This is a genomic window from Hassallia byssoidea VB512170 (assembly GCF_000817785.2).
In the GTDB taxonomy this organism is placed as follows: domain Bacteria; phylum Cyanobacteriota; class Cyanobacteriia; order Cyanobacteriales; family Nostocaceae; genus Hassallia; species Hassallia carrinoi.
In genome coordinates this window covers 35,670-55,876 of record NZ_JTCM02000014.1, presented here as the reverse complement: position 1 = coordinate 55,876, position 20,207 = coordinate 35,670, and the positions used below count along the sequence as shown (strand labels likewise).

The following is a 20,207-nucleotide window of genomic DNA, read 5'->3' as shown; positions in this document are numbered from 1 at the left end:
CGCCAACGGTATCCTTCTAGGGTGTTGGATTTTGGCAAAGATTATTGTTCTCAAAACCCAATTTATTAAAGTCAATCATCTCGTTAATTGGAAAGTTGAAATAATCCGTTGAAAGTCTTGTCTAATTTTGTCTGACTTGTTTCCGTAACCGACATTTAGTATTATAATATACTGTCCCTTTTTACTGGGTAAGACTATATTATCACCACAGATCAGCCCACACCAGGAATAATATATAGCACTTTGACCGACAAAATTTAAAGTTTGATAATTACCTTGACGGAAACGTTTAAAATTTGACTGCGGAGTATTTTGAGTTACCCATTGCAGCGCTGAAAGTTTATTAGGATTACTGAATGCAGAAATGCTGATACTGCTAGATGGTGCTTCAGTCGTAAATAATTTACCAGCCTGAATTGCTTGATAGTCAGAATTTTTCCACAATGTCAAATATCCTTGGTCAGGATATTTATTTTCAAAGGTTTTATCTAAAGTGTAGCTATTAGGATATGTTATCTTAAAGCCAAATTTCTGACTTTGGTAAGTTACCTGACTACTTGCTGCAAAAATTTGGGTACTGCCAATTTTTGGTATGACAAAGATGCTAGTTGGTATCATGCAAAAAAGTGCTACAAATAACACTTTTTTGAATGTTAAACCAGTTAATTTACTGGTAAACTGAGACATTTTCCTAAATTCAAAAATCAAAATTTTTATTGAAATCAAATGCATTCAAATGAGAATTGCAGGCAGGATGCCTGCACCACAACTGTCCCTTGAATCATCTTAATATTTGTAACTTAAAAGTTGAATCTCGCCATTTTTTGGTAGACTACCAGAGCTAATAGCAAGAGTGTCACTATTGCTACGACGTACATTCACGCCCTGCATCAAATTTAAAAAATCATCGAGTGGGGAAATATCGCAGGTAGCAGTATCTGCGGCTTGTGTACGATATTGGGTAGGAATTATCAGCTTGGGATTTAACACCTGAACTGCTTGCTTGGCTTCTTGGGCGTTGTAAGCTTTCGCACCACCTCCCACGGGGATGAATGCTACATCAGGACGCCCCATGAGGATTTTTTGCTCAATTGAAATCGGTGCGGCGGCTCCTCCTAAGTGTAAGATATTAATTCCGCCTTGCTTCCAACTCCAAGCGGTGTTGATGCCAAACTGCTTACCGCCTTTGCGATCGTGGTCTATGGCAATTCCCTGGAATTTTATGCCTTGAAATTCGTAAACTCCCGGTTCGTAAATTAGCTTTGGATTTCCCAATAATCCTTCCACCGCACCTTCATCTAACAGTTGACTGCTAATTAGTACCAAATCTGCGGTGACGACTTGGGGAGGACGATATTTAGCAGTACAACCCACTGACCGAAACGGATTTACGAGAATTTTTGTACCACCACCAGTAAACAGAAAGCAAGAATGACCCAACCACTGAACTGATAATGAACCGCTAGATTGTGCGTTAGCTTGAAGGTGTGAACTAAAGTCAGTAACCAAGGCTGTTAGTAACCCCGTCCCAGCATACCCCATCAACTGTCGTCGTTTCATTACTATCTCGACTGTAATTGTTCCAGAAAGTTTCGCAATAACTGCTTACCTGAAGATGTCAGGACACTCTCTGGGTGAAACTGGACGCCTTCAATGTGAGGATAGTTCCGGTGTCGCACTCCCATAATAGTTCCATCTTCTACCCAAGCAGTGATTTCTAACACGTCCGGGCAAGTTTCGCGGTCGATCGCTAAACTATGATATCTGGTTGCGGTCATAGGATTCTCTAAACTCCGAAAAACTCCTACTCCTGCGTGAGATACAAGAGAAGTTTTGCCATGCATCAATTCAGGGGCAGAAACGATTTTACCACCGAATACTTGACCAATGCTTTGATGTCCTAAACATACGCCTAAAATAGGCAAGTTAGATCCGAGATTTTCAATCAAATCTAGAGAAATTCCCGCATCTTCTGGTCGTCCAGGTCCTGGGGAAATCACGACTGCATCAGGCTTTAGTGACCGAATTTCCGAAACAGATATCTTATCGTTACGAAAAACTTTAATATCCTCTGCTACTGGAAACTCTGCTGCTAGTTCTCCCAAATACTGCACCAAGTTATAGGTAAAGCTGTCGTAATTATCGATGACTACAAGCACAGCGATTAACTCCTAGATTTTACAACTGAATATAATGAGCGTTTTACTCTCACCAGATTTTAATAGTTGTTTAGACATGTGAATATAAAACACGATTAATCGTGCCTAATTAATATAAGATTTAGTATTGTATCAGATTTGGCAATACCAGTTGCTTCGGTGGGAGGTTATCTGGGCAACGCAGTCACCTCCTTTGATAAAGTGCGTAGACGCAAAGCGGACCTGAGTCAGACATCGCTTCTCAGGATTTCAATGCCGACAATATTAAGGTAAACATTGGCGGAAGTAAAAGTATACCAGCAACCAGCACCGCGACTAAAGCAGAAACTAGCACAGCACCAGCAGCACAGTCTTTAGCAATTTTCGCCAAATCATGATACGTTTGCTTGACTGTTAAATCTACCAGAGATTCGAGCGCTGTATTCAACAACTCTAGCGCCAAAACTAAACCGCTAGTTAAGCCAATCACCGCTATTTCCACTGCTTGTAGATGTAAAAAAAGGCTCAAGCCGATTGCGAGGATGCCAACACCTACATGAATGCGAAAGTTGCGTTGACTTTGAAAAGCATAGCTGATTCCAGCCCAGGCATACTTAAAACTAACAAATAAATTAGAGGCAACGCGCCAGGAGAGTTCCCGTTCGTTGGTCACAATTGTTTCTAAGTGGTTTGGCGTGGGTGATGAAGAAACTTGTTTGGACATAGGCTGAAAATATAACAGCAGATTAAATAAAGTGGGAATCTTAGCTGATTTTAATCGCCCAATCAATTTTTCGGTAATTTTCTACACAAGTATTATATAAAGAATGACAAAAAATTAACACTTACGGTCACGCAGGCAAGTGTTATTCTATGTCAATGGCAATACCAATTGCCTTCAGTAATATCGCTTGCTGTTTCAGCATTCGCGTTTCTGTTTCTTCATCAGGATGATCCCAGCCTAGTAGATGCAATAAACCGTGAGCCGCTAACCATGCTAATTCCGTTGCTAAACTATGCCCTTGCTGTTGAGCTTGACGTTTAGCCGTATCTACAGAAATAACTATATCACCTAGATATAAAGGCATTGCTCCACTTATTTCCTGACTTTGAGGAAATACCTCTAATGTTGCAAAAGATAAAACATCTGTCGGCTTGTTTTGCTGACGATACTGGGCATTTAAAGCTTGAATTTCTGCATCATCTGTCAAACGTAAGCCGATTTCAGAAATTGATTTTGGGGAAATATCAGGTTGTAATATTTCCAACCAGCGACGAAACCAGCTTGACCAAGTTTCAGCCGAAATTGGAATCTCAGCCTCCCCAAGATTTACAGCTTTGGCTGGGGGAGCAAAATGAAAACAATCTTCTACATATAATTCGACTTGCACTTTTCTCCACAAAGTAAGACTAAGCGAACAGCGAGGGTATCGTCAGTGAGTCAGATAAGCAAGACCCACCAAGACAGCCACAAGTCCGACTGCGGTTAGCGCAAAATGTTTAATAGAAGTGCCACCCTTACGCACCATGTTTCGCATGGCGAGTTTGACGTAGCTTGGTTTAGTTTCGGTTTTATGAGAGTTGCTCATGATGATTTGATAACAAACTCATTTATAAATGTAACAGTTTGGTGAGGCGACAGTTGCCAGTTTGGCAAATTGGGAATGGGGAATGGGGCATAGGTTTGGCTGTGCCGTGCGGAGGTTCCCTCCGTTGAGGCATCTGCCGTCATCGGGCATAGGTTTGGCTGTGCCGTGCGGAGGTTCCCTCCGTTGAGGCACCTGCCGTCATGGGGCATGGGGGAGGCAGTGCGGTCTTGGGGTCTCCCCAAGTGGAGCACCTGCCGTCATGGGGCATTGGGCATGAAAAGAATCTTATTAGAACGCGCATCAAAAATCGAGCGTCTTTAATTCCCATTGCCCAATGCCGATTAAACAATTGCCCATTGCCCATTGCCCAATTTTTATTTACTTTCTACCAACTGGTTTTCTTGCCGCAGGTAAGATTGGATGAACATGTCAATTTCGCCGTTCATCACATCGCCGATCGCTGTAGTTTCTACATTGGTACGCAAATCCTTTACCATTTGGTAAGGGTGAAACACATAGTTACGGATTTGGTTCCCCCAAGAGGCTTCGACCATATCACCCCGAATTTGGGCAATTTCTTGGGCGTGTTGCTCTTTGGCAATAACTAGCAACTTCGCTTTCAAGCGGGCGAGAGCTTTCTCTTTATTTTGCAGTTGGCTGCGTTCTTCTGTACAACGGACGGCAAGACCGGTGGGAAGGTGAACAACTCGCACTGCTGTTTCCACTTTGTTGACATTTTGCCCACCTTTACCACCAGCTCTAGATGTGGTAATTTCCAAATCTTTATCTGGAATATCTAGTTGTACGGTATTATCTATTTGCGGCATTACTTCCACCCCTGCAAAACTAGTTTGCCGTTTGCCGTTGGCATTGAAGGGTGAAATTCGCACTAAGCGATGAGTGCCTGTTTCCGATCGCAAGTACCCGTAGGCATAGCGACCTGTAATTTCTATGGTTACTGATTTGATTCCGGCTTCATCACCTTCGGAAAGTTCACTTGAGGTGACTTTGTAACCTTGCTTTTCTGCCCAACGAGTGTACATCCGCAACAGCATTTCTGTCCAGTCTTGAGCATCTGTTCCACCAGCGCCGGCGTTAATCGTCAGGACTGCGCCTTTTTCGTCGAATTGACCGGAAAGTAACTGTTGTAATTCCCATTGGTCAAGTTCGCGATTAAGGTTGCTGAGGGTAGTTTGTGCTTCTTGGAGTAGTCCCTCATCAGTTTCTAACTCCAAAAGCTCAAAAACTGCTTTAGTATCTTCTAGACTGGCTTGCCACTGATGATACTGCGACAAATGTACTTTCAGGTTGTCGAGTTCTTGCAGTATTTGTTGAGCCTGGGTTTGGTCGTCCCAAAATTCTGGCTGTGCCGATATTTGTTCTAAATCTTGAATTTTAGCTGTCAGTGCAGGGATGTCAAAGATAGTCCTGAGTTTTACCCAGGCGATTAGATAACGTTTCGATTTCGCGTTTGAGTTCTAAAACTTCCATAGACTTGTGTGAAAAGTGCGAGCGCTTTAGTAGAGCGATCGCTCTACTATACCTTATTGATTTTAGCTATAGTTGACCACACGATCGCGCAAGCGCGTTGCTGTATGTGTAATTCTTTATGCTTCATTTTTACGACTCAGTAGAGCGATCGCTTTCTCTGATAAGAACAGTTGGTGGGATTTATACCGATTTTTTCGCATGAAAAAGTTATAATTTGCTTAAAAAACACTCTTTTTAAGCATGATATTTTGGGGAAATCACACTGGTCAACCAATGCCTTATAGAGGCTGGAATGTAGTTGTAGGTGAGAGGCGAAATAACACAAAAACTCAATTTGCCGCCTCTATCAAAAGACTACTTAAATGGCTGCAAGAGTATACATCGGTAGATACAGTCACGCTTTTGCTTCCTGTGTCAGACCAACAGCATCTTGCCGTATACGCTACTTTGGGACTAGAGGAGGAAATTAGACAACAGATCCGTATCCCCATCGGGCAAGGAATTGCCGGTCGCATCGCCGAGAATATGCTGCCGATGATAATTGATGATGTGTCGGCGGTAGAAGTCTACAGTCCAATTCTCCGCCAGAAAGGTTTGCGATCGCTTGTCGGTATCCCAATACCTATTAATGAACAATCGATTGGAGTTCTACACGTCGGTACGTTTGATTCTCACTACTTTAACGAACGCGATGTACAGCAACTGCAACTGATTGCACATCGCCTGAAGTTGATGATAGGGGATGCAGATGTGTTGCAGATCGAGTGCGATCGGCATCACAATGTCGGAAAACTTATATCTTACATCAATATTATCCATCGGGAATTTTTGCTGAATTTATCTGCCTTGAGGAAGCAAATTCTTAAATTAAAAAACGTTGTCAAAACTTTCTATAATTCATCTATCCAAAGATACATTTACGTATTTAGCTTCATGCGATCGCAAGTAGATTAAGATTTTTATTATTTATTTTGCAGCCTTGGTAAATAAATAGTTTTCTTAATTGCCATAAAGCCTTATGCAGGTAAGAGATAGCTCTTTTCTGTGTATTGTTATCTTTTTGTCTTCACTGTTTTATAAACATACTCCAAAATAACTTCATTAATACTTTACAAAAAAGAGTGAAGTTACAGTAAAAATATTGTTAGACTTGTATTCCAAGTCTTAAGTAGTCAGTTATTTAATCATCTTTATTTGTAGTGAACACAATATTAGACGGTACAAACTGGCGACAAAAAAGCCGCTACAGCAGTAGGGGAAGTAGATACTTATTTAGCCCAATGGTGGACTTTAATGTGATGTCCGAAGTTGGAGATACTCCCCCCTAGATTGCGTGTAGCCGTCTAAAAAATGTAAATATAAATTGAATAATTACATCCAGGTATAAATTGTGCCTAATTGCTTGTAGCAATTATCTTCTGAGGAAAATTCAATTGAATATCTCATCAACTCAACAACTTTATTTTGACAAGATGATGAGGAAATTTAAGACGATTACAGCGGTTACTAAAAAAGTATTATTTGACTCTTGATAGCAATTGAAACTTTTGATAGTGTAGTTGCTTCAATATTAACAGCAAATTTCTTTGGGAGTTATCAAAAAATGAATACAAAACAATCTGCTTCAAGATGGATGCGATTGAAGGAAGTTTTAGTTACGACAATCCTTGGATGGATTCCGTCAATTGCTCTGGGTGCAAAGTTAAGAAATGTATTGTATCGTAGTATTTTTGCCCGTATTGGTAGCTCAGTTTATATTCAAAACGGCGTTGAATTTCTTGGCGCTTCTAGCATAGAAATAAGCGATGGAGTGCATATTTTCAAGAATGTTCGTTTAGATGGAAGAGGACATGAAAATAATAAAATTTATCTTGGAGAGCGAGTAGCCCTAGAGCGTGGTGTTGAAATTGGAGCGTTAGACAATACCTGTATTCATATTGATGAAAATACATATATCGCTCCTTACGTTTGTATCGCTGGTCCTGGCAACATTAAAATTGGTAAGCACTGTATGATTGCATCTCACTCAGGGATATATGCTAACAATCATAATTTTGCCGACCTGACTGTGTTAATCAGAGAACAAGGTGTGACTCGCAAGGGAATTATTATAGAGGATAACTGTTGGCTTGGGCATGGAGTGACAGTATTAGATGGAGTCACCATCGGTCAAGGTAGTGTGATTGGTGCAGGATCGGTTGTTAGCAAAGATATCCCTCCGTTCTCAATTGCAGTGGGTGTGCCGGCAAAAGCGATCCGCGATCGCCAAGACAAAGAACAAACGAAGCTAACACATAATAATAACAGCCGCCTCGACATTAAGCTAAGTGTAGCTCTAGCTCAAATTGAGAAGACTGCTGAACTAAGTTATCCCCTGACAGTAAACGATACTGTATTTCCTCATTTTGTTTTAGAAAATCTGCTTTCCGTGCTGCTTGACTGCATCCGTCAAGTAATGAATGTGGATACAATTACGATTTTATTGCCCACAAAGAGCGGGCAGCAATTAGCTGTATGCGCCACCATCGGTCTTGAAGAAGAAATTGTAGAAGCTGTGCGAATTCCGATTGGGCAAGGCTTTGCAGGTCGTATAGCCGCAAGTGGTGAGCAAATGATTGTAGACGATTTGTCAAAAGTAGAAGTTGTGAGTCCGATTTTGCGAAATAGGGGAATTCAATCAATGATAGGTGTCCCTTTGCAGCTTAAAAAGGGGATAAGTGGTGTCTTTCATGTTGGCACGTTTCGTCACTGTGAATTCACCAAAGATGATGTACAGCGACTGCAACTTGTAGGCGATCGCATTGGGTTGGCGATTGAACCGTTTGTTACAGATATACTGGAAACTTAAACTGTCTAAATGAAACTTGACTCATCATTATTTTGTCAGTGGCAGCGGACACTCTCTGGTTTTGAAGTTGACCAAGTAGCGGCACAGAGCGCATTTAATCTTTTAGTTGAGGCTTACTCTAGTAGCGATCGCTATTACCATACGCTCAAACACATTTACCACGTTCTCAAAATTATTGACAATTTGCAAGCTTATACCAGAAATTTAGCTGCGGTTCAACTTGCTGCCTGGTTTCACGATGTAGTTTATGACACTAAAGCTCAAAATAATGAAGAAAGAAGCGCTGCGGTGGCTTGTGAATTGCTGAGTAGTTTGGGCATTCCCCCCAGTAATATTACTGCTGTAACTCGTCTGATTATAAATACCAAAAACCATCAAGCTGCGGCAGATGACTTTGATAGTCAAGTCCTACTTGATGCTGATTTGGCAATTTTGGCTGCTAACCCAGTCCAATATCGAGAATACGCTCTTTACATTCGTCAGGAATATGCTTGGGTGTCAGAAGCAGAATATATTGTCGGTCGCAGACAAGTTTTAGAGAGCTTTTTGCAGCGTCAGCGTATTTACTTTACAACTTTGATGTTTGAGGTTGGGGAAAAAGCTGCTCGTCGCAATCTCAATGCAGAAATTCAATCTTTATAGCTCAATTGATTGACTTATCACCAAACCACGAAGCTGAAACTTTATGCATAAGCTGGAATTTTAGATTACTGGATTGTCAACTTAAATGCTCGTCAATTAGAACGTTACAATCAGCCATATGAAAATGCTCAAGATGAGTTTAATTATCTGAGCAAGCAAATTTCTCTACCCGATCGGTCAGTTGCAATTTCTGGGTTTGAAGATACTTTATTAGACTTGAGTCGGATTTTTCCGGCTTCGTGATGTGCGCGATCGCAGCGATCGCCCTTTCCTAAAATTTGAATAAGTGCGATGGGCAAAGCCCCGCAAAGAAGCGATCGCACTAATTAAAACTTCACGATGAATATGCGGTTTGCAAAGAACTAAAACTTCCTAATAGTTAGAAAATCTACAATTAAATTAGTTAAAATCTAGATAGACTAGCCAGGAAAAAGTGATGAATCGAATTTGGCAACTCCAAGAAGCGAAGAACAAATTCAGTGAAGTGGTGGAAGAAGCTATCCAGCAAGGACCACAGGTGATTACAAAACGTGGGGTTGAAGTGGCGATCGTCCTGTCTTACGTAGAATACTGTAAGATGATGGCTTCGCAGAAAAAACTGTCTACTTTTTTCCGAGAGTCTCCCTTAGCTGAGGTTGAGTTGGATTTGAATCGGGATAAAAGCAATACTAGGGGAGACTTTATTTTGTGAGCTATTTGCTTGACACCTGCGTGATTTCAGAACTGGTTGCCAAACAGCCAAATCTCAAAGTTGTTGAGTGGATTGATGCTCTCGATTTTAACAACGTTTATCTGAGTGTGCTGACGATTGGTGAGATATACAAAGGAATTGAAAAATTGCCTGATTCCAAGCGTAAAACCACTTTGCACAATTGGGTTAATGATGATTTAATGCGCAGCTTCAGTGGCAAGATTTTGTTGGTAGATATTGAAGTAATGCGCCAGTGGGGACAATTAACTGGCAAACTTGATTTGAGTGGACAGCGCATGTCGGCGATCGACTCTTTGATTGCAGCGATCGCTATGAATCACCGTTGCAGTTTAGTCACGCGCAACGAAGAAGACTTTAAACACGTAGGGTTAACCATCATCAATCCGTGGAAATTACTGTAAGATGGGGAACTCAAGCGCGATCGCTTCTTTGGGGGGCTTTGCCCATCGCACTTCCCAAAATTTCACGCTAGAAGCGAAAGCGTAAAAAACTACTGGGTCTAGTCTCCACTTAACGCAACGCCTAGCTAACAGAAAAACTATCAGCTAATTGTCACATCAACACGGAAACCAGACCCAGTATAAAATTTTAGGTATTTCTAGTTGAAATCCTAGCGTCTACCACGAGATGGCACTAAGCTCAGATAATCAAGGTCAAAAGCAGAAACCTTTTGCGCGTAATTACCTGAAGTATCTAGAGATGCTGCCATATCCGCATATTTGCGGGGGTCGCCTTCTGCCAAGCGCCGTTCTTTGGACTTGCTGCTGTAGTATTTGTCCAGGGTGAAGCGCCAGTCTGTTTGAACTGTGCCTTCTCTTTCTTGGAAGTCTTCGCCGTAGCGAGGAGTTACCAAGTTGTGGGGGCGTCCCTCCATGCGCTTGCGTTGGTAAGGTACAGTGTTCTCACCAAATGCGCTAGTGTACTCTTCACTGTCAACTAAGGCATCAACAAAGCCACCCCATCCAAGGGTTGCTATCTTGATTGACCAAGCAATTTCTTCTTCTTTATTATAAGAAGAACGACCTAACAACCGCTTTAGAGTAATGTCTACTAAGCGGTAGTTGTTGTTAACTGAGACAACCAAACGATAGAATGCCTCAGATTTGGCTAAACCACGGATGAAGTCGCGTACAGTTAGCGAGCCATTTTTCAGTTGAGATTCGAGATTTTTCTGACGGTTAAAGCTGAGAATCTCATGTTCGCTGAAAACTTGGCGATAGCCCGCCCAAATGATATTTTCCATGTCAGTATAGCTGCTGACATCTTCTATTCTATAGATATATGGTGTTTCTTCATCAAGGTCAGCTTTGCCAAAGCTTTTGACTCGTTGATTTTGACTGCTGGGTTTGTATTGAAGTAATGGCAGTGCCATGCTGCAATCTTCCTCGTAATTTATTAAGAGATTAAACGTCATTCCAAGAGAAACTGAAAACTGAAAGAGGGTTGATTGCTCAAAATCCTCATTCTTTATTTATTGTCCCTTATTTAGATTTGCGATTGAATCTAAAATCTCAAATCAATTTACCGCACGGGAAAACTAGCGCTGGGACTAACAGAAACGGGAATACCTTGGGGCTTAGTATTCTTTGTCATGTCGGGAATTTGGATATTGGCAGTGCTAACTGGTGTATAGTTAACTGTCCTAATCTCAATTCCATTCGCCATATCTAGGAAGTTACTGATATCGCCGGACTTGTAACGCTCACTTTCTTCCTTATCGCGCCAGTAATTACCGTAGCGAGGTGTCACCAAGTTAAAGGGTCTGTCTTTGAAGCGGCGTCGTTGATAGGGAACTGTATTCTCGCCAAAGTTGGTTAGATACTCTTCGCTATCTACCAATGCATCGACAAAGCCACCCCAACCGAGGGTTGCTATCTTGATTGACCAAGCGATTTCTTCGTCTTTATTATAAGACGTGCGCCCCAAAATCCGTTTGAGACAAACTTCGACGATGCGGTAGTTAGAGTTTGTCTCTACCACCAAACGCCGAAACGCTTCTGACTTTGCCAAACCTCGGATGAAGTCGCGCACGGTAATTGCGCGGTTCTTTAACTGAGATTCGAGATTTATCTGGCGGTGAAATTTCAGGGTTTCGTGTTCGCTGAAAATCTGCCGATAAGCAGCCCAAATTAATTCTTGGATTTCGCCATCATAACCACAGTCTTCTGCGCGGTAAGTTCTGGGGGTGTCTTCGTTACCGACTTCGTAACCGGCTACCCGCTGGTTTTGAGAACTGGGATTGTATTGTAGTAAAGGGATTGACATAGTTAATAAGTGTTGAGTTATGAGTTATGAGTTATGAGTTATGAGTTATGAGTTGTTAATTCCTAACTTCTCACTCCTAACTCTTAACTCGTAGTCAGGTTGTTTTGTTTCCTGGGATGTAACGGTAAGGCAAAGCAACTTCCGTAGGTTTGACGGTAGTTTCTGTAACTTGTTTTGACATCTCAGGCAGCTTGACACTTGAGATGTAATTTCTGGCGCGATCGCTCGATCGCTGGTAGTTCATGCCGCCTGGTGATATACTCGCTGCCATTGACAAGAATGTGTCCGGAATCGCTTGCCGAACTCCGCGTTGTACAGATTCTCCTGTGCGTACTGCTTGATAAAAGGTACGTCCTTCTAAGTATTGTCCCAATAGGCGATTGCGATAATCTGCATCGTACCGGGGGTTAACTAAGTTGAAGGGTCTATCTTTGAAGCGGCGGCGTTGGAAGGGTACAATGTCGTTGCCAAAGTTGCTTAGATACTCTTCGGAGTCAAGCAAGGTGTCGATGAAACCGTGCAAGCCTTTGGTGGCAATTATAATTGACCATGCAATTTCTTCGTCTTTGCCGTAGCTAGCACGTCCTAAAAACCGCTTTAAGCTGATGTCAACTAAACGGTAGTTAGAGTTGGTTTCTCCTACTAACTCCCAGTAAACTTCAGTTTTACCCAATCCGCGAATGAAATCGCGAACGGTAATCGCTCGATTTCGCAGTTGTGATTCTAAAAAGGGTTGGCGATGTCTTTTTAAAATTAAGTGTTCGCTGAAGATTTGCCGATATCCTGCCCAAATTATGGCATCAATATCTGGAACTTCAGAGGTTGGTGTTAACCGATAAGGTTGTGGGGTGTCTTCGCTGGGTACTTCGTATCCTTCAACACGCTGATTTTGCGAGTTGGGAGTATATTCTAGTAATGGGATTGACATCTTGACTTTTGCCTTTTTTTATGATATAAATCCATGACGCGATAAATCGTGTCTCTACACGCGATAAATCGCGTCTCTACATTGCTAATTGCGCTAGTTGTACGCGGGCACAAACTGCTTTCTCGGTGTCGCTGATAAGCATTTCTTTGAATTTAGCCTGAATGGGCGATCGCAAATCAGGAATTTTCGCCAATGCTTGCAACCCGACGACAGCGGCATAACGAATTGACCAGTCTGAGTCAGTAGAAATATTGAGTAATGTTTCCAAACATCGAGACAGGGCAGATGCGCGTTGGGAATCGTTCAGTTTATGCCAGTGTAAGTTTCCTAGCCCTTTGGCTGCGGCACGGCGGACACTTGGGGCAAAGTCGGTGGCAGCAGCGGTGAGTAATATATCTATTGCGCGGGGGTCAGCGATCGCACTTAAGGCACGAATCGAGTAAGCCCGTGCGCCATAGTTATAATCATCAATTTGAGAGAGCAACTGTGGTACTGCCACTTCCCCCAATTCCACCAATCCGGCAACTGCCGCAACTGCTGCGGTTGGGTTGTTATAACCAAACACAGCAATTAAGGTAGGAATTGCCGCTTCATCTTTCGCCGCTGCCAACTTTTGCACTGCTGCCACCATCAAGGCTGGTGAATCAGCCGACTCGACGGCGCGAATTAGTTCTTTAGTCATTGGTAAGAGTGTTAGGTGTTAGTTGTTAGTTGTTAGCTGTTAGCTGTTAGTTGTTAGTTGTTAGTTGTTAGTCGTTGGTTTTTGACCACTAACACTCTTACCACGCTCTCACTAACACTCTTACCATGCTCCCACGCTCCCACTAACACTTAACCACGCTCCCAATAACTACAACAGCGCATCCATCAGGTTCATTAGGCGGATGGTATCCTCTGAAAGGGAAACATCTAATGATGGAAGTTGATGCTCTAACAATCCTTTGAGGGCGATGAGTTTGAAGCTATTTTCAACTTTTGCCTGAGCGATCGCGTCTGCTGCTGCTATATACCCAATTGCACCCAAATCACTTAAGGCAACGCGGCGCAATTTCAGATCGTCGCTGTCCAACGCTTTCACTAAGCGATCGCCATAACTGGCATCAAGTGTCAGCTGGTACATTGCTCTGGCTGCGGCGCATTGCACTCGTGGTAGTGGATGCTCTAGGAACGGTTGAATTAGAGAAATAGCTTCTTTTGCCCCAATCGCTCCCAAAGCTTCTAATATGGCTTCATAGGGTTGGACTAAGTGCGGGCGTCCGGGTACTTGGACGGCTGCGGCAACACCCCCGGATAAAAGCTGCATCAGGGAAGGAGCGGCATCTGAGGCACGCAACATTTCCAGAGACTGGGCAGATGCTTCGCGCACGTAAAAGTCAGAGCTTGACAAGCACTTAATTAAGCCATCAACCGCTTGTGTATCGCCTAATTTCCCTAACGCTCTTGCTGCATTGCGTCGTAGAGGATAGCCTCCCAGTTCTGTTCTGTCGGCTTCATCCTCTAACGCTGCAATTAACCCATCTACAGCAGCTTTGGAATTAACGCGGAATTTGCCCAACCACCAAGCGGCGTAATAGCGAAGACCTGTATCTGGTGATGTCAGATTGGCGATCGCTTGCTCTTCATTTAGCGGTGGTGCGTTTTCTGGTATATATTCTTCCGCGCCATTTTCTCTCATTGCCAAGAGTCTTAGTTTTGCGTTTGAGATTCGCTATCTGGCTTCAGTGCTGATTCAGCAGTCAACGGCTCAATTTTGACAATTGTGCCGCCCATGCGGGTAATCCGCTGCATTTCTTCGTTCATCCGGTTGTATGGAACTGTGACATACACGCTGCCACTGTTACGGATTTCATAGTTATTTTTGTCGTTTTCGGAATTTTGCCGCAAGCCTGTGACTTCGTAACGGAACATCCGGCTACTTGCGCTAGAAATTCCACCAGTTCCAACTGTGGTTTGACCGAACATATGATTAATTTCTCCTTTAGTATGAATTAGTAGTTAGGAGTTAGGAGTTAGGAGTTAGGAATTAGGAGTTAAGAATTAAGAAAAGCGGAATTTATCACTTCACTACTCATAACTCATAACTCATAACTCTTAACTCATCACTCCTAACTTTATTAAGCTGGTGACACGCTGACGATTTTGCCACCTTGCTTTTGAATTTGCTGCATCTTTTCGGAAAGCCGTTCGTAGGGTACGACGATCGCGTAGCTGCTGCGACGCACGCGGGGATACCCAGGACTTAGCTGTCCGGTGACTTCGATGCGGTAAACGCGATCGCCTACGCCAACTGCGTTACCCATATTCTTCTTGGGTGTTACATCTGCGCTGGCGCGGAAATTCCAGTTCTCGTTGCTACCTGATGGTCCGACAATTGAGGAAGCGCTATTGGTTCCTAATTCCCGTGCTAGACGAGTTTTTGTTCCTTCTACTTGCGAGGTATCGCTGTTGGCGTAACCTCGGTATAACCTAAACATCCGGTTGAAACCGACGGTTTTTTGCCCTGTTTGGGTAGCAAAGCCGCGATAGTAGGGCACAATATTGTCGCCGAAGTTGGTTTGATATTCGGTTGAATCGATGTATGAGTCTATTTCCGCGTCGTATCCTTGGTTTTCGTATATGTCCAAGTGATAAACTACTTCTGACTCATCATAGGGAGCGCGACCCAACAAATGCTTGTAGTTGAGTTCGATTACTCTGGTTTGGAAACTGTTGTAGAAAAACTTTTTTTTGTAAAGTTCTGATTTGGCAACGCTACGGACAAATTCCCGCACTGTGAGGTTGCCATCTCGCAGTAGTGATTCGGCACTTTTGAGGCGTTCTGATGCCATTAAATAGTCATTTCCTAAGACTTGCCGATACACGGCACGAATCACTCCTTCGATGTCTTCTTTAGTGGCATAGGGTCGCAGTTCTACTCGTACTGCTTCACTAAAAGCTTCTGTTCCTAGCCTTGATGCTGCTGCTGTAATCGCCATTTTAATTTCCCCCTTGTCTTTAGCAGTTCGGCTGCTGCTACTTGGTGCGCGTGATAAGTTTTTTTTATCTATATTCCAGATAAAACGATGCCCGGAGCGAGATCCAACTGCTAGGTGATTTCATCCAGCACTTGCATCCCTCTCCGGGCCCGATCGCTATCTAGCTTAATGCGTTGATTGCGTAATCGATGTATGTGTTGGCTTCGTTAGCTGCTTGACCGGATAAACCGTGGCTGTTTTTGATGTTCTTCAAAGCTTCTACGTACCAGCTGTTAGACAACTCGAAGGAGCGATTGATTTCATCCAAACCAGCAATCAGGTATTCATCCATTGGACCTGTGCCACCAGCTACCAAACAGTATGTAACCATCCGTAGGTAGTGACCAACGTCACGGGCGCACTTGGACTTACCACGAGAATCAGCGGCGAATTGAGGACCGCTCATTTGGGTGGTGTAGGGGTACTTCTGATAAACAGCTTGAGCTGCACCATCAATCAAGCGTTGAGCGTTCGAGGTCAATGCACGAGCTGCTTCCATGCTGGCAGCAGCGCGTTCAAAACGACCGTTAACTGCTTGCAGTTCGGTGTTGCTCAAAAAACGTCCTTGGGTATCAGCAGCTGCGATCGCTTCGGTAATTGGTGTTTTCATGGTCTATAATCTCCTTCTTTTTTCGTACCTTTTGCCTATCAACCTAAATCTTTAGGCTTTTCAAAGTTTTTAATTAAGCAACCGCAGCTGCTGCGCGATCGAAGTAGCTAGCTAATTCCGAGATCAAGCTGCTGCAATCGCCTTTGGTGATACCGTTAGGATCGTTAGCAATCTTGATTGCTGCATCCTTCATCTTTTGAACACCAACTGCCACGGAAGAACCAGGTGTACCCAAAGCTTGGTATGTTTCGCGCAAGCCGTTCAAGCAGCGGTCATCTAACACGCTTGCATCACCAGCTAACTGAGCGTAGGTGACATAGCGTAAGATGATTTCCATGTCGCGGAGGCAAGCAGCCATGCGACGGTTGGTGTAAGCGTTACCACCAGGAGCAATCAAGTTGGGCTGTTCTTCAAACAATGAACGAGCAGCGTTGGTAACGATTGTGGAAGCATTGCTGGTGATGCGGTTGACGGTATCCAAACGGGAGTTGCCGTCTTTTACCAACTTGGTGAGTGCATCTAGTTGCTCGGTGCTTAGGAATTCTCCACGAGAATCAGCTTGAGAAACTACTTTTGCAAATGCGTCTAACATGGACTGTTTTCTCCTAATTCCTTACGTTGAGTGCTGTCTTGATTAAAACTGGCAATGTTTTATCAATGCGGAACTGCTAAACAACAGACTTCAAATAAAACTGTTTCTCAACTCCTCTCACATTCCCCTTTCACTGTCTGAAAGAGAAATTATGAGAACCTGGGGTGATTTTATGAGAAACCAGCAACCTTTACGAATTGATTGCCTCGTTTAACTTTTGTCTGTTCTTTAACCCCTCCAGCTTATGTTTATACAACGCCATAGATCCATAATTTGTTACAAATTGTGAAGAAATAAGTTGCACAGATAAGAAAAGCCTCAAATCCTTTACATACAAGGGCTGCGCCTGAGAAAAACGAAGAATTTCTGTAACAAAACTTAATAAGTTGGGGATGTTTATGCAAAACATTACTGTTTTAATATTTTCTTAATTTTTCCGCCAAGCCTTACGATACATATATTACAGTCTCATATAGTCTTCACGGCTTAGGGCAGATTTATTACAAAAAGTTAAATTTACCTTTCAAAAGATTGTTGCAAATTTTTTAAATTCTTCGTCCCAAGGGGGGAGAGGGGGGATGGGGGGATGGGGGGATGGGGAGACAAGGGGGACAAGGGAGACAAGGGGGACAAGAGAGACAAGGGAGAAATTCCTGTTTGTCCCCCTGCAAGAAAGCCCCCTGCCCCCTGTCCCCCTTGTCCTCCTTGTCCTCCTTGTCCCCCCCCTCCCTGTCCCCCTGTCTCCCTACCCCCTACCCCACGCCAAGCGCTTCTAAGGCGGTTGTAATGCGATGAAGGACAACTTTATCGGTTTCTTGGGTTAGAGCGTGTTCTAGGGTTACTAGAGCCTCTGGTGTAGCAATTTCTGCCAGAGAAACTACAGCAGCGTAACGCAGTCCCCAATCTTCGGGAGAGGACAACGCCCAAGTTAGCTTGTCCAAAGTACGGCGGATGTTTTCTAGGTTGTTAGAATTCTGGGCGATTCGTCCGAGTCCTCGTGCGGCGATGCGGCGGACATTTCCCTGACAGTGATTGGCGACTGATGTACCGATAACTTCAGCTAATACTTCAATTGCTTCTGGGTCGCCAATTTGGGCTAAAGCCTGAATAATATGAGCTTGTAACCCCTGATCGCTAGAAGTATGAAAAGCCGCAATTAACGGTTTGACTGATGCGGGTGCTAATTGCACCAAAAGTTTAACAGCAGCAGCACCAACAGAAGGATGGTGATGACTCAAAGCTGAAATTAACGCTTTGATAACTGATTGTTCTTTTATACCAGTAGCAGCTATAGCAGAAATTGAAGCGATCGCATCCGTTGGTGTCGAGGCGTGGTTTAATTGCAAAATCAAGCCGTCAATATCGTGATTGATTGTATTCATAGTTGAATGTTACTGATATTAAAAAAGGGACTAAGAGTCGTTAGTGGTTAGTAGTTAGTAGTTAGTAGTTAGTGGTTAGTAGATAGTAGTTAGCAACGTACCAACTATCAACCAACAACCATCAACGCTCCAACTATCAACCAACAAATAACAATTCCTAGTCCCTAATCTCAAAGCTGAAATAACAAATCATCAATTGCTTTGAAAATTAACTGCGATGTTTCCTTTTGTGAGTGCTGATTATCCAAAACGGCTTCTAAAATTCGCTTTAAATTTAACAGCTTTAAACTGTTAGGAACCTTAGCCGTCAAAATCGCCTCTACAGCTTGCTGATGACCAACAGATCCTAAATCAAATATCGCTGCCCAGCGCAAATACATATTCTCATGGTTGAGATTTTTAACAATACGTTCAATGTACTGTGGCTGTTGAGTCAAAAGATACATATACCGTGCTGCTGCACATTGTACCCGCTCAGAAGGATGATGAAGAAAAGGCTCAACTAACAAACGAGCTGACCAAACTTGCAAAGTGGCTAGTGCTTCAATTAGCGCTTCATAAGGTTGCTCTTGGGTGGATTGCAAAAGCTGAAGCAAAGGAGTAGCCGCTTTTTCGTCACCAATAGCGGCTAAAGCTTGAATTGCTGCTTCCCGCAAACGCAAATCAGTATCACATTCTAACGCTGCAATTAACGCGCTGACGGCTTGCGGATTTTGCAGTTGTCCGAGCGCTCGTGCGGCTTGACGGCGCAGAGGATACCCACCTGACGGGATGCGATAGTTTGCATCCGCAAGGGCATTACACAGCGCCTCACAGCCGGATTGTACCCGATGCTTCCCCAGCCACCAAGCAGCATAATAACGGATTTGATTATCTTCGCAAGACAGCGCCGCGATCGCTGAATCACAAGACAAAATCGGTTCGGGGTGTTGAGTATTCATAAGAATTGGGAGTGGGGAGTGGGGAGTGGGGAGTGGGGAGTGGGGGAGTGGGGGGACAAGGGGGAGAGGGGAGACAAGGGGGATGAGGGAGAAATTCCTCCTTGTCCTCTTTGTCCCCCTTGTCCCCCTTGTCTCCTTGTCCCCCCCTCTCCCCATCCCCCCCTCTCCCCCTCCTCTCCTACACTTGGGAAATGTTGACGATCTTCCCACCGCGCTTGTGGATTTCTTGGTATGTGGCGGAGAGTCGTTCGTAGGGTACGGTGTAAACTTGTACGCTACGACGCACTGCTGCTTTAGAACCAATTCCACCAGCGATCGCTTGAATCACAAACATGCGAGAATCTCCTTTTGGAGCCGCACTGATTAACGTCGGTGCTGTTGAGGCAAAGTGACTGCCCGGTGATGAAGGTGGCGAAATCCAGTTAGCCGAATTCATCGAGATTTTTGACCGCAAGCGGGAATTTTTACGCCCCATTTGCGCGTTATCACTGTTACCGTCACCGCGATAAAGTTCAAATATGCGGTTATATCCTACAGTCTTCATTCCCGGAATAGATTGAAATCCACGGTAATAAGGAACGACAGAAGTACCAAAAGCATTTTCGTATTCTGTGCCGTAAATGTAAGACTCAATATCCGCATCGTAGCCACGAGATGCGTAAAGGTCTGTATGATAAGCAATTTCTGATTGATCGTAGGGAGCGCGTCCTAATAAGTGCTTGTAGTTCAACTCAATAAAACGCCCTTGGGAATTACTGTAGAAAAAGCATTCCTTGTAAAATTCAGATTTTGCTAAAATCTCAATGAATTGTTGAACGTTGATTTTGCCGTTACGTAACAAAGCTTCAGCGCTAGTAAATTTTTCACTTGCGTATACTCCTTGACGCCCAAAAACTTGTTCGTAAGCAGCCTTGAATAGTATTCGCAAATCATCTTGAGTCCAATTTTGGCGAAGCTCAACTTTTTTGCCGATTAAATCTCTAACCCCTAGTCGTTCTGCAACAGTCATCTTGCTAATCGCTCCCTTGCAAAGATTTTTCTTATTAATAAAATTG

25 protein-coding genes and 2 pseudogenes are annotated in these 20,207 nt (G+C 43.5%); 7 read left to right on the top strand and 20 right to left on the bottom strand.

What is annotated here, in order from left to right:
- Nucleotides 1-75 precede the first annotated feature (75 nt).
- From PI95_RS09700 to prfB, 8 genes are all read right to left on the bottom strand, one after another.
- The gene (locus PI95_RS09700) at nt 76-732 is read right to left on the bottom strand and encodes a hypothetical protein (protein WP_039737981.1); all 657 of its coding nucleotides are present in this window, start codon (nt 730-732) and stop codon (nt 76-78) included.
- Nucleotides 733-786: 54 nt separating this feature from the next.
- Entirely contained in the window at nt 787-1,560 is a 774-nt protein-coding gene (locus PI95_RS09695) for an MBL fold metallo-hydrolase (protein ID WP_039737979.1), read from the bottom strand.
- A 2-nt stretch (nt 1,561-1,562) separates the two neighbouring features.
- The gene (locus tag PI95_RS09690; protein WP_039737977.1) at nt 1,563-2,159 is read right to left on the bottom strand and encodes a glutamine amidotransferase-related protein; all 597 of its coding nucleotides are present in this window, start codon (nt 2,157-2,159) and stop codon (nt 1,563-1,565) included.
- Nucleotides 2,160-2,400: 241 nt separating this feature from the next.
- A complete protein-coding gene (locus tag PI95_RS09685) occupies nt 2,401-2,862 on the bottom strand; it encodes a diacylglycerol kinase family protein (RefSeq protein WP_039738348.1) in 462 nt (153 codons plus the stop codon).
- Between the two features lie 142 nt (nt 2,863-3,004).
- Nucleotides 3,005-3,529 carry an rRNA maturation RNase YbeY gene (gene ybeY / locus PI95_RS09680; protein ID WP_039737975.1) on the bottom strand — a complete coding sequence of 175 codons (525 nt, stop codon included), beginning with the start codon at nt 3,527-3,529 and terminating at the stop codon, nt 3,005-3,007.
- Between the two features lie 42 nt (nt 3,530-3,571).
- A complete protein-coding gene (locus tag PI95_RS09675) occupies nt 3,572-3,727 on the bottom strand; it encodes a DUF3285 domain-containing protein (RefSeq protein WP_163518750.1) in 156 nt (51 codons plus the stop codon).
- Nucleotides 3,724-3,969 carry a hypothetical protein gene (locus PI95_RS09670; protein WP_163518749.1) on the bottom strand — a complete coding sequence of 82 codons (246 nt, stop codon included), beginning with the start codon at nt 3,967-3,969 and terminating at the stop codon, nt 3,724-3,726. The genes PI95_RS09675 and PI95_RS09670 overlap by 4 nt, the downstream gene beginning before the upstream one ends.
- 132 nt (nt 3,970-4,101) lie before the next feature.
- A protein-coding gene (gene prfB / locus PI95_RS09665) for a peptide chain release factor 2 (protein WP_143598205.1) occupies nt 4,102-5,218 on the bottom strand; the annotation gives its coding sequence in 2 pieces (ribosomal slippage) (nt 4,102-5,145 and nt 5,147-5,218; 1,116 coding nt in all).
- A 240-nt stretch (nt 5,219-5,458) separates the two neighbouring features.
- Between prfB and PI95_RS09660 the strand changes: the two genes are divergently transcribed.
- The 7 genes and pseudogenes from PI95_RS09660 (at nt 5,459) to PI95_RS09635 (ending at nt 9,821) form a co-directional block, all read left to right on the top strand.
- Nucleotides 5,459-6,172, top strand: coding sequence for a GAF domain-containing protein (locus PI95_RS09660; RefSeq protein WP_052324674.1), 714 nt, complete (start codon nt 5,459-5,461; stop codon nt 6,170-6,172).
- A gap of 649 nt (nt 6,173-6,821) precedes the next feature.
- Nucleotides 6,822-7,505, top strand: a pseudogene (locus PI95_RS35770) (acyltransferase); the annotation flags it as partial.
- A gap of 30 nt (nt 7,506-7,535) precedes the next feature.
- Nucleotides 7,536-8,066, top strand: coding sequence for a GAF domain-containing protein (locus PI95_RS35765; RefSeq protein WP_373695694.1), 531 nt, complete (start codon nt 7,536-7,538; stop codon nt 8,064-8,066).
- A gap of 9 nt (nt 8,067-8,075) precedes the next feature.
- Nucleotides 8,076-8,708 (top strand): HD domain-containing protein, encoded by a 633-nt coding sequence (locus tag PI95_RS09650; RefSeq protein ID WP_039737974.1) that lies wholly within the window; start codon nt 8,076-8,078, stop codon nt 8,706-8,708.
- 9 nt (nt 8,709-8,717) lie between these two features.
- Nucleotides 8,718-8,951, top strand: a pseudogene (locus PI95_RS35760) (Uma2 family endonuclease); the annotation flags it as partial.
- A 193-nt stretch (nt 8,952-9,144) separates the two neighbouring features.
- On the top strand, nt 9,145-9,399 hold the full coding sequence (locus tag PI95_RS09640) for a type II toxin-antitoxin system Phd/YefM family antitoxin (RefSeq protein WP_039737972.1): 255 nt from the start codon (nt 9,145-9,147) through the stop codon (nt 9,397-9,399).
- On the top strand, nt 9,396-9,821 hold the full coding sequence (locus PI95_RS09635; protein WP_039737971.1) for a PIN domain-containing protein: 426 nt from the start codon (nt 9,396-9,398) through the stop codon (nt 9,819-9,821). The genes PI95_RS09640 and PI95_RS09635 overlap by 4 nt, the downstream gene beginning before the upstream one ends.
- A gap of 209 nt (nt 9,822-10,030) precedes the next feature.
- Here the strand turns inward: PI95_RS09635 and cpcG4 are convergent, their stop codons facing one another.
- The 12 genes from cpcG4 to PI95_RS09575 all read right to left on the bottom strand — a co-directional run bounded on the left by cpcG4 (nt 10,031) and on the right by PI95_RS09575 (nt 20,161).
- Nucleotides 10,031-10,792: a phycobilisome rod-core linker protein CpcG4 gene (cpcG4, locus tag PI95_RS09630; protein WP_039737970.1), complete on the bottom strand. Its 762-nt coding sequence runs from the start codon at nt 10,790-10,792 to the stop codon at nt 10,031-10,033.
- 149 nt (nt 10,793-10,941) lie between these two features.
- The gene (gene cpcG2, locus PI95_RS09625; RefSeq protein WP_039737967.1) at nt 10,942-11,685 is read right to left on the bottom strand and encodes a phycobilisome rod-core linker protein CpcG2; all 744 of its coding nucleotides are present in this window, start codon (nt 11,683-11,685) and stop codon (nt 10,942-10,944) included.
- Nucleotides 11,686-11,779: 94 nt separating this feature from the next.
- Nucleotides 11,780-12,613, bottom strand: coding sequence for a phycobilisome rod-core linker protein CpcG1 (cpcG1, locus tag PI95_RS09620; protein ID WP_039737964.1), 834 nt, complete (start codon nt 12,611-12,613; stop codon nt 11,780-11,782).
- Nucleotides 12,614-12,689: 76 nt separating this feature from the next.
- On the bottom strand, nt 12,690-13,295 hold the full coding sequence (gene cpcF / locus PI95_RS09615) for a C-phycocyanin alpha-cysteine-84 phycocyanobilin lyase subunit CpcF (RefSeq protein ID WP_039737962.1): 606 nt from the start codon (nt 13,293-13,295) through the stop codon (nt 12,690-12,692).
- Between the two features lie 168 nt (nt 13,296-13,463).
- Nucleotides 13,464-14,288, bottom strand: a complete 825-nt coding sequence (gene cpcE, locus PI95_RS09610; RefSeq protein ID WP_039737960.1) for a C-phycocyanin alpha-cysteine-84 phycocyanobilin lyase subunit CpcE — start codon at nt 14,286-14,288, stop codon at nt 13,464-13,466.
- Between the two features lie 11 nt (nt 14,289-14,299).
- Nucleotides 14,300-14,575 carry a rod-capping linker protein CpcD gene (gene cpcD / locus PI95_RS09605; RefSeq protein ID WP_039737958.1) on the bottom strand — a complete coding sequence of 92 codons (276 nt, stop codon included), beginning with the start codon at nt 14,573-14,575 and terminating at the stop codon, nt 14,300-14,302.
- A gap of 152 nt (nt 14,576-14,727) precedes the next feature.
- Nucleotides 14,728-15,588, bottom strand: a complete 861-nt coding sequence (locus PI95_RS09600) for a phycobilisome linker polypeptide (protein ID WP_039737956.1) — start codon at nt 15,586-15,588, stop codon at nt 14,728-14,730.
- A 160-nt stretch (nt 15,589-15,748) separates the two neighbouring features.
- A complete protein-coding gene (cpcA, locus tag PI95_RS09595) occupies nt 15,749-16,237 on the bottom strand; it encodes a C-phycocyanin subunit alpha (RefSeq protein WP_039737954.1) in 489 nt (162 codons plus the stop codon).
- A gap of 73 nt (nt 16,238-16,310) precedes the next feature.
- Nucleotides 16,311-16,829 (bottom strand): C-phycocyanin subunit beta, encoded by a 519-nt coding sequence (gene cpcB, locus PI95_RS09590; protein WP_039737953.1) that lies wholly within the window; start codon nt 16,827-16,829, stop codon nt 16,311-16,313.
- A gap of 752 nt (nt 16,830-17,581) precedes the next feature.
- On the bottom strand, nt 17,582-18,211 hold the full coding sequence (locus PI95_RS09585; RefSeq protein ID WP_039737949.1) for a HEAT repeat domain-containing protein: 630 nt from the start codon (nt 18,209-18,211) through the stop codon (nt 17,582-17,584).
- Between the two features lie 170 nt (nt 18,212-18,381).
- A complete protein-coding gene (locus PI95_RS09580) occupies nt 18,382-19,152 on the bottom strand; it encodes a HEAT repeat domain-containing protein (protein ID WP_039737947.1) in 771 nt (256 codons plus the stop codon).
- 178 nt (nt 19,153-19,330) lie between these two features.
- A complete protein-coding gene (locus PI95_RS09575) occupies nt 19,331-20,161 on the bottom strand; it encodes a phycobilisome rod-core linker polypeptide (protein WP_039737944.1) in 831 nt (276 codons plus the stop codon).
- Nucleotides 20,162-20,207: the final 46 nt, after the last annotated feature.

What these genes read in the sequence shown, in the direction of transcription:
- PI95_RS09675 (WP_163518750.1), bottom strand. Translation starts at nt 3,727, where the DNA reads ATGAGCAACTCTCATAAAACCGAAACTAAACCAAGCTACGTCAAACTC.
- PI95_RS09685 (WP_039738348.1), bottom strand. Translation starts at nt 2,862, where the DNA reads ATGTCCAAACAAGTTTCTTCATCACCCACGCCAAACCACTTAGAAACA.
- cpcG4 (WP_039737970.1), bottom strand. Translation starts at nt 10,792, where the DNA reads ATGGCACTGCCATTACTTCAATACAAACCCAGCAGTCAAAATCAACGA.
- cpcA (WP_039737954.1), bottom strand. Translation starts at nt 16,237, where the DNA reads ATGAAAACACCAATTACCGAAGCGATCGCAGCTGCTGATACCCAAGGA.
- cpcB (WP_039737953.1), bottom strand. Translation starts at nt 16,829, where the DNA reads ATGTTAGACGCATTTGCAAAAGTAGTTTCTCAAGCTGATTCTCGTGGA.
- PI95_RS09575 (WP_039737944.1), bottom strand. Translation starts at nt 20,161, where the DNA reads ATGACTGTTGCAGAACGACTAGGGGTTAGAGATTTAATCGGCAAAAAA.
- PI95_RS09695 (WP_039737979.1), bottom strand. Translation starts at nt 1,560, where the DNA reads ATGAAACGACGACAGTTGATGGGGTATGCTGGGACGGGGTTACTAACA.
- PI95_RS09580 (WP_039737947.1), bottom strand. Translation starts at nt 19,152, where the DNA reads ATGAATACTCAACACCCCGAACCGATTTTGTCTTGTGATTCAGCGATC.
- PI95_RS09650 (WP_039737974.1), top strand. Translation starts at nt 8,076, where the DNA reads ATGAAACTTGACTCATCATTATTTTGTCAGTGGCAGCGGACACTCTCT.
- cpcG2 (WP_039737967.1), bottom strand. Translation starts at nt 11,685, where the DNA reads ATGTCAATCCCTTTACTACAATACAATCCCAGTTCTCAAAACCAGCGG.
- cpcG1 (WP_039737964.1), bottom strand. Translation starts at nt 12,613, where the DNA reads ATGTCAATCCCATTACTAGAATATACTCCCAACTCGCAAAATCAGCGT.
- cpcE (WP_039737960.1), bottom strand. Translation starts at nt 14,288, where the DNA reads ATGAGAGAAAATGGCGCGGAAGAATATATACCAGAAAACGCACCACCG.
- PI95_RS09585 (WP_039737949.1), bottom strand. Translation starts at nt 18,211, where the DNA reads ATGAATACAATCAATCACGATATTGACGGCTTGATTTTGCAATTAAAC.
- cpcF (WP_039737962.1), bottom strand. Translation starts at nt 13,295, where the DNA reads ATGACTAAAGAACTAATTCGCGCCGTCGAGTCGGCTGATTCACCAGCC.
- cpcD (WP_039737958.1), bottom strand. Translation starts at nt 14,575, where the DNA reads ATGTTCGGTCAAACCACAGTTGGAACTGGTGGAATTTCTAGCGCAAGT.
- PI95_RS09640 (WP_039737972.1), top strand. Translation starts at nt 9,145, where the DNA reads ATGAATCGAATTTGGCAACTCCAAGAAGCGAAGAACAAATTCAGTGAA.
- PI95_RS09700 (WP_039737981.1), bottom strand. Translation starts at nt 732, where the DNA reads ATGCATTTGATTTCAATAAAAATTTTGATTTTTGAATTTAGGAAAATG.
- PI95_RS09600 (WP_039737956.1), bottom strand. Translation starts at nt 15,588, where the DNA reads ATGGCGATTACAGCAGCAGCATCAAGGCTAGGAACAGAAGCTTTTAGT.
- PI95_RS09660 (WP_052324674.1), top strand. Translation starts at nt 5,459, where the DNA reads ATGATATTTTGGGGAAATCACACTGGTCAACCAATGCCTTATAGAGGC.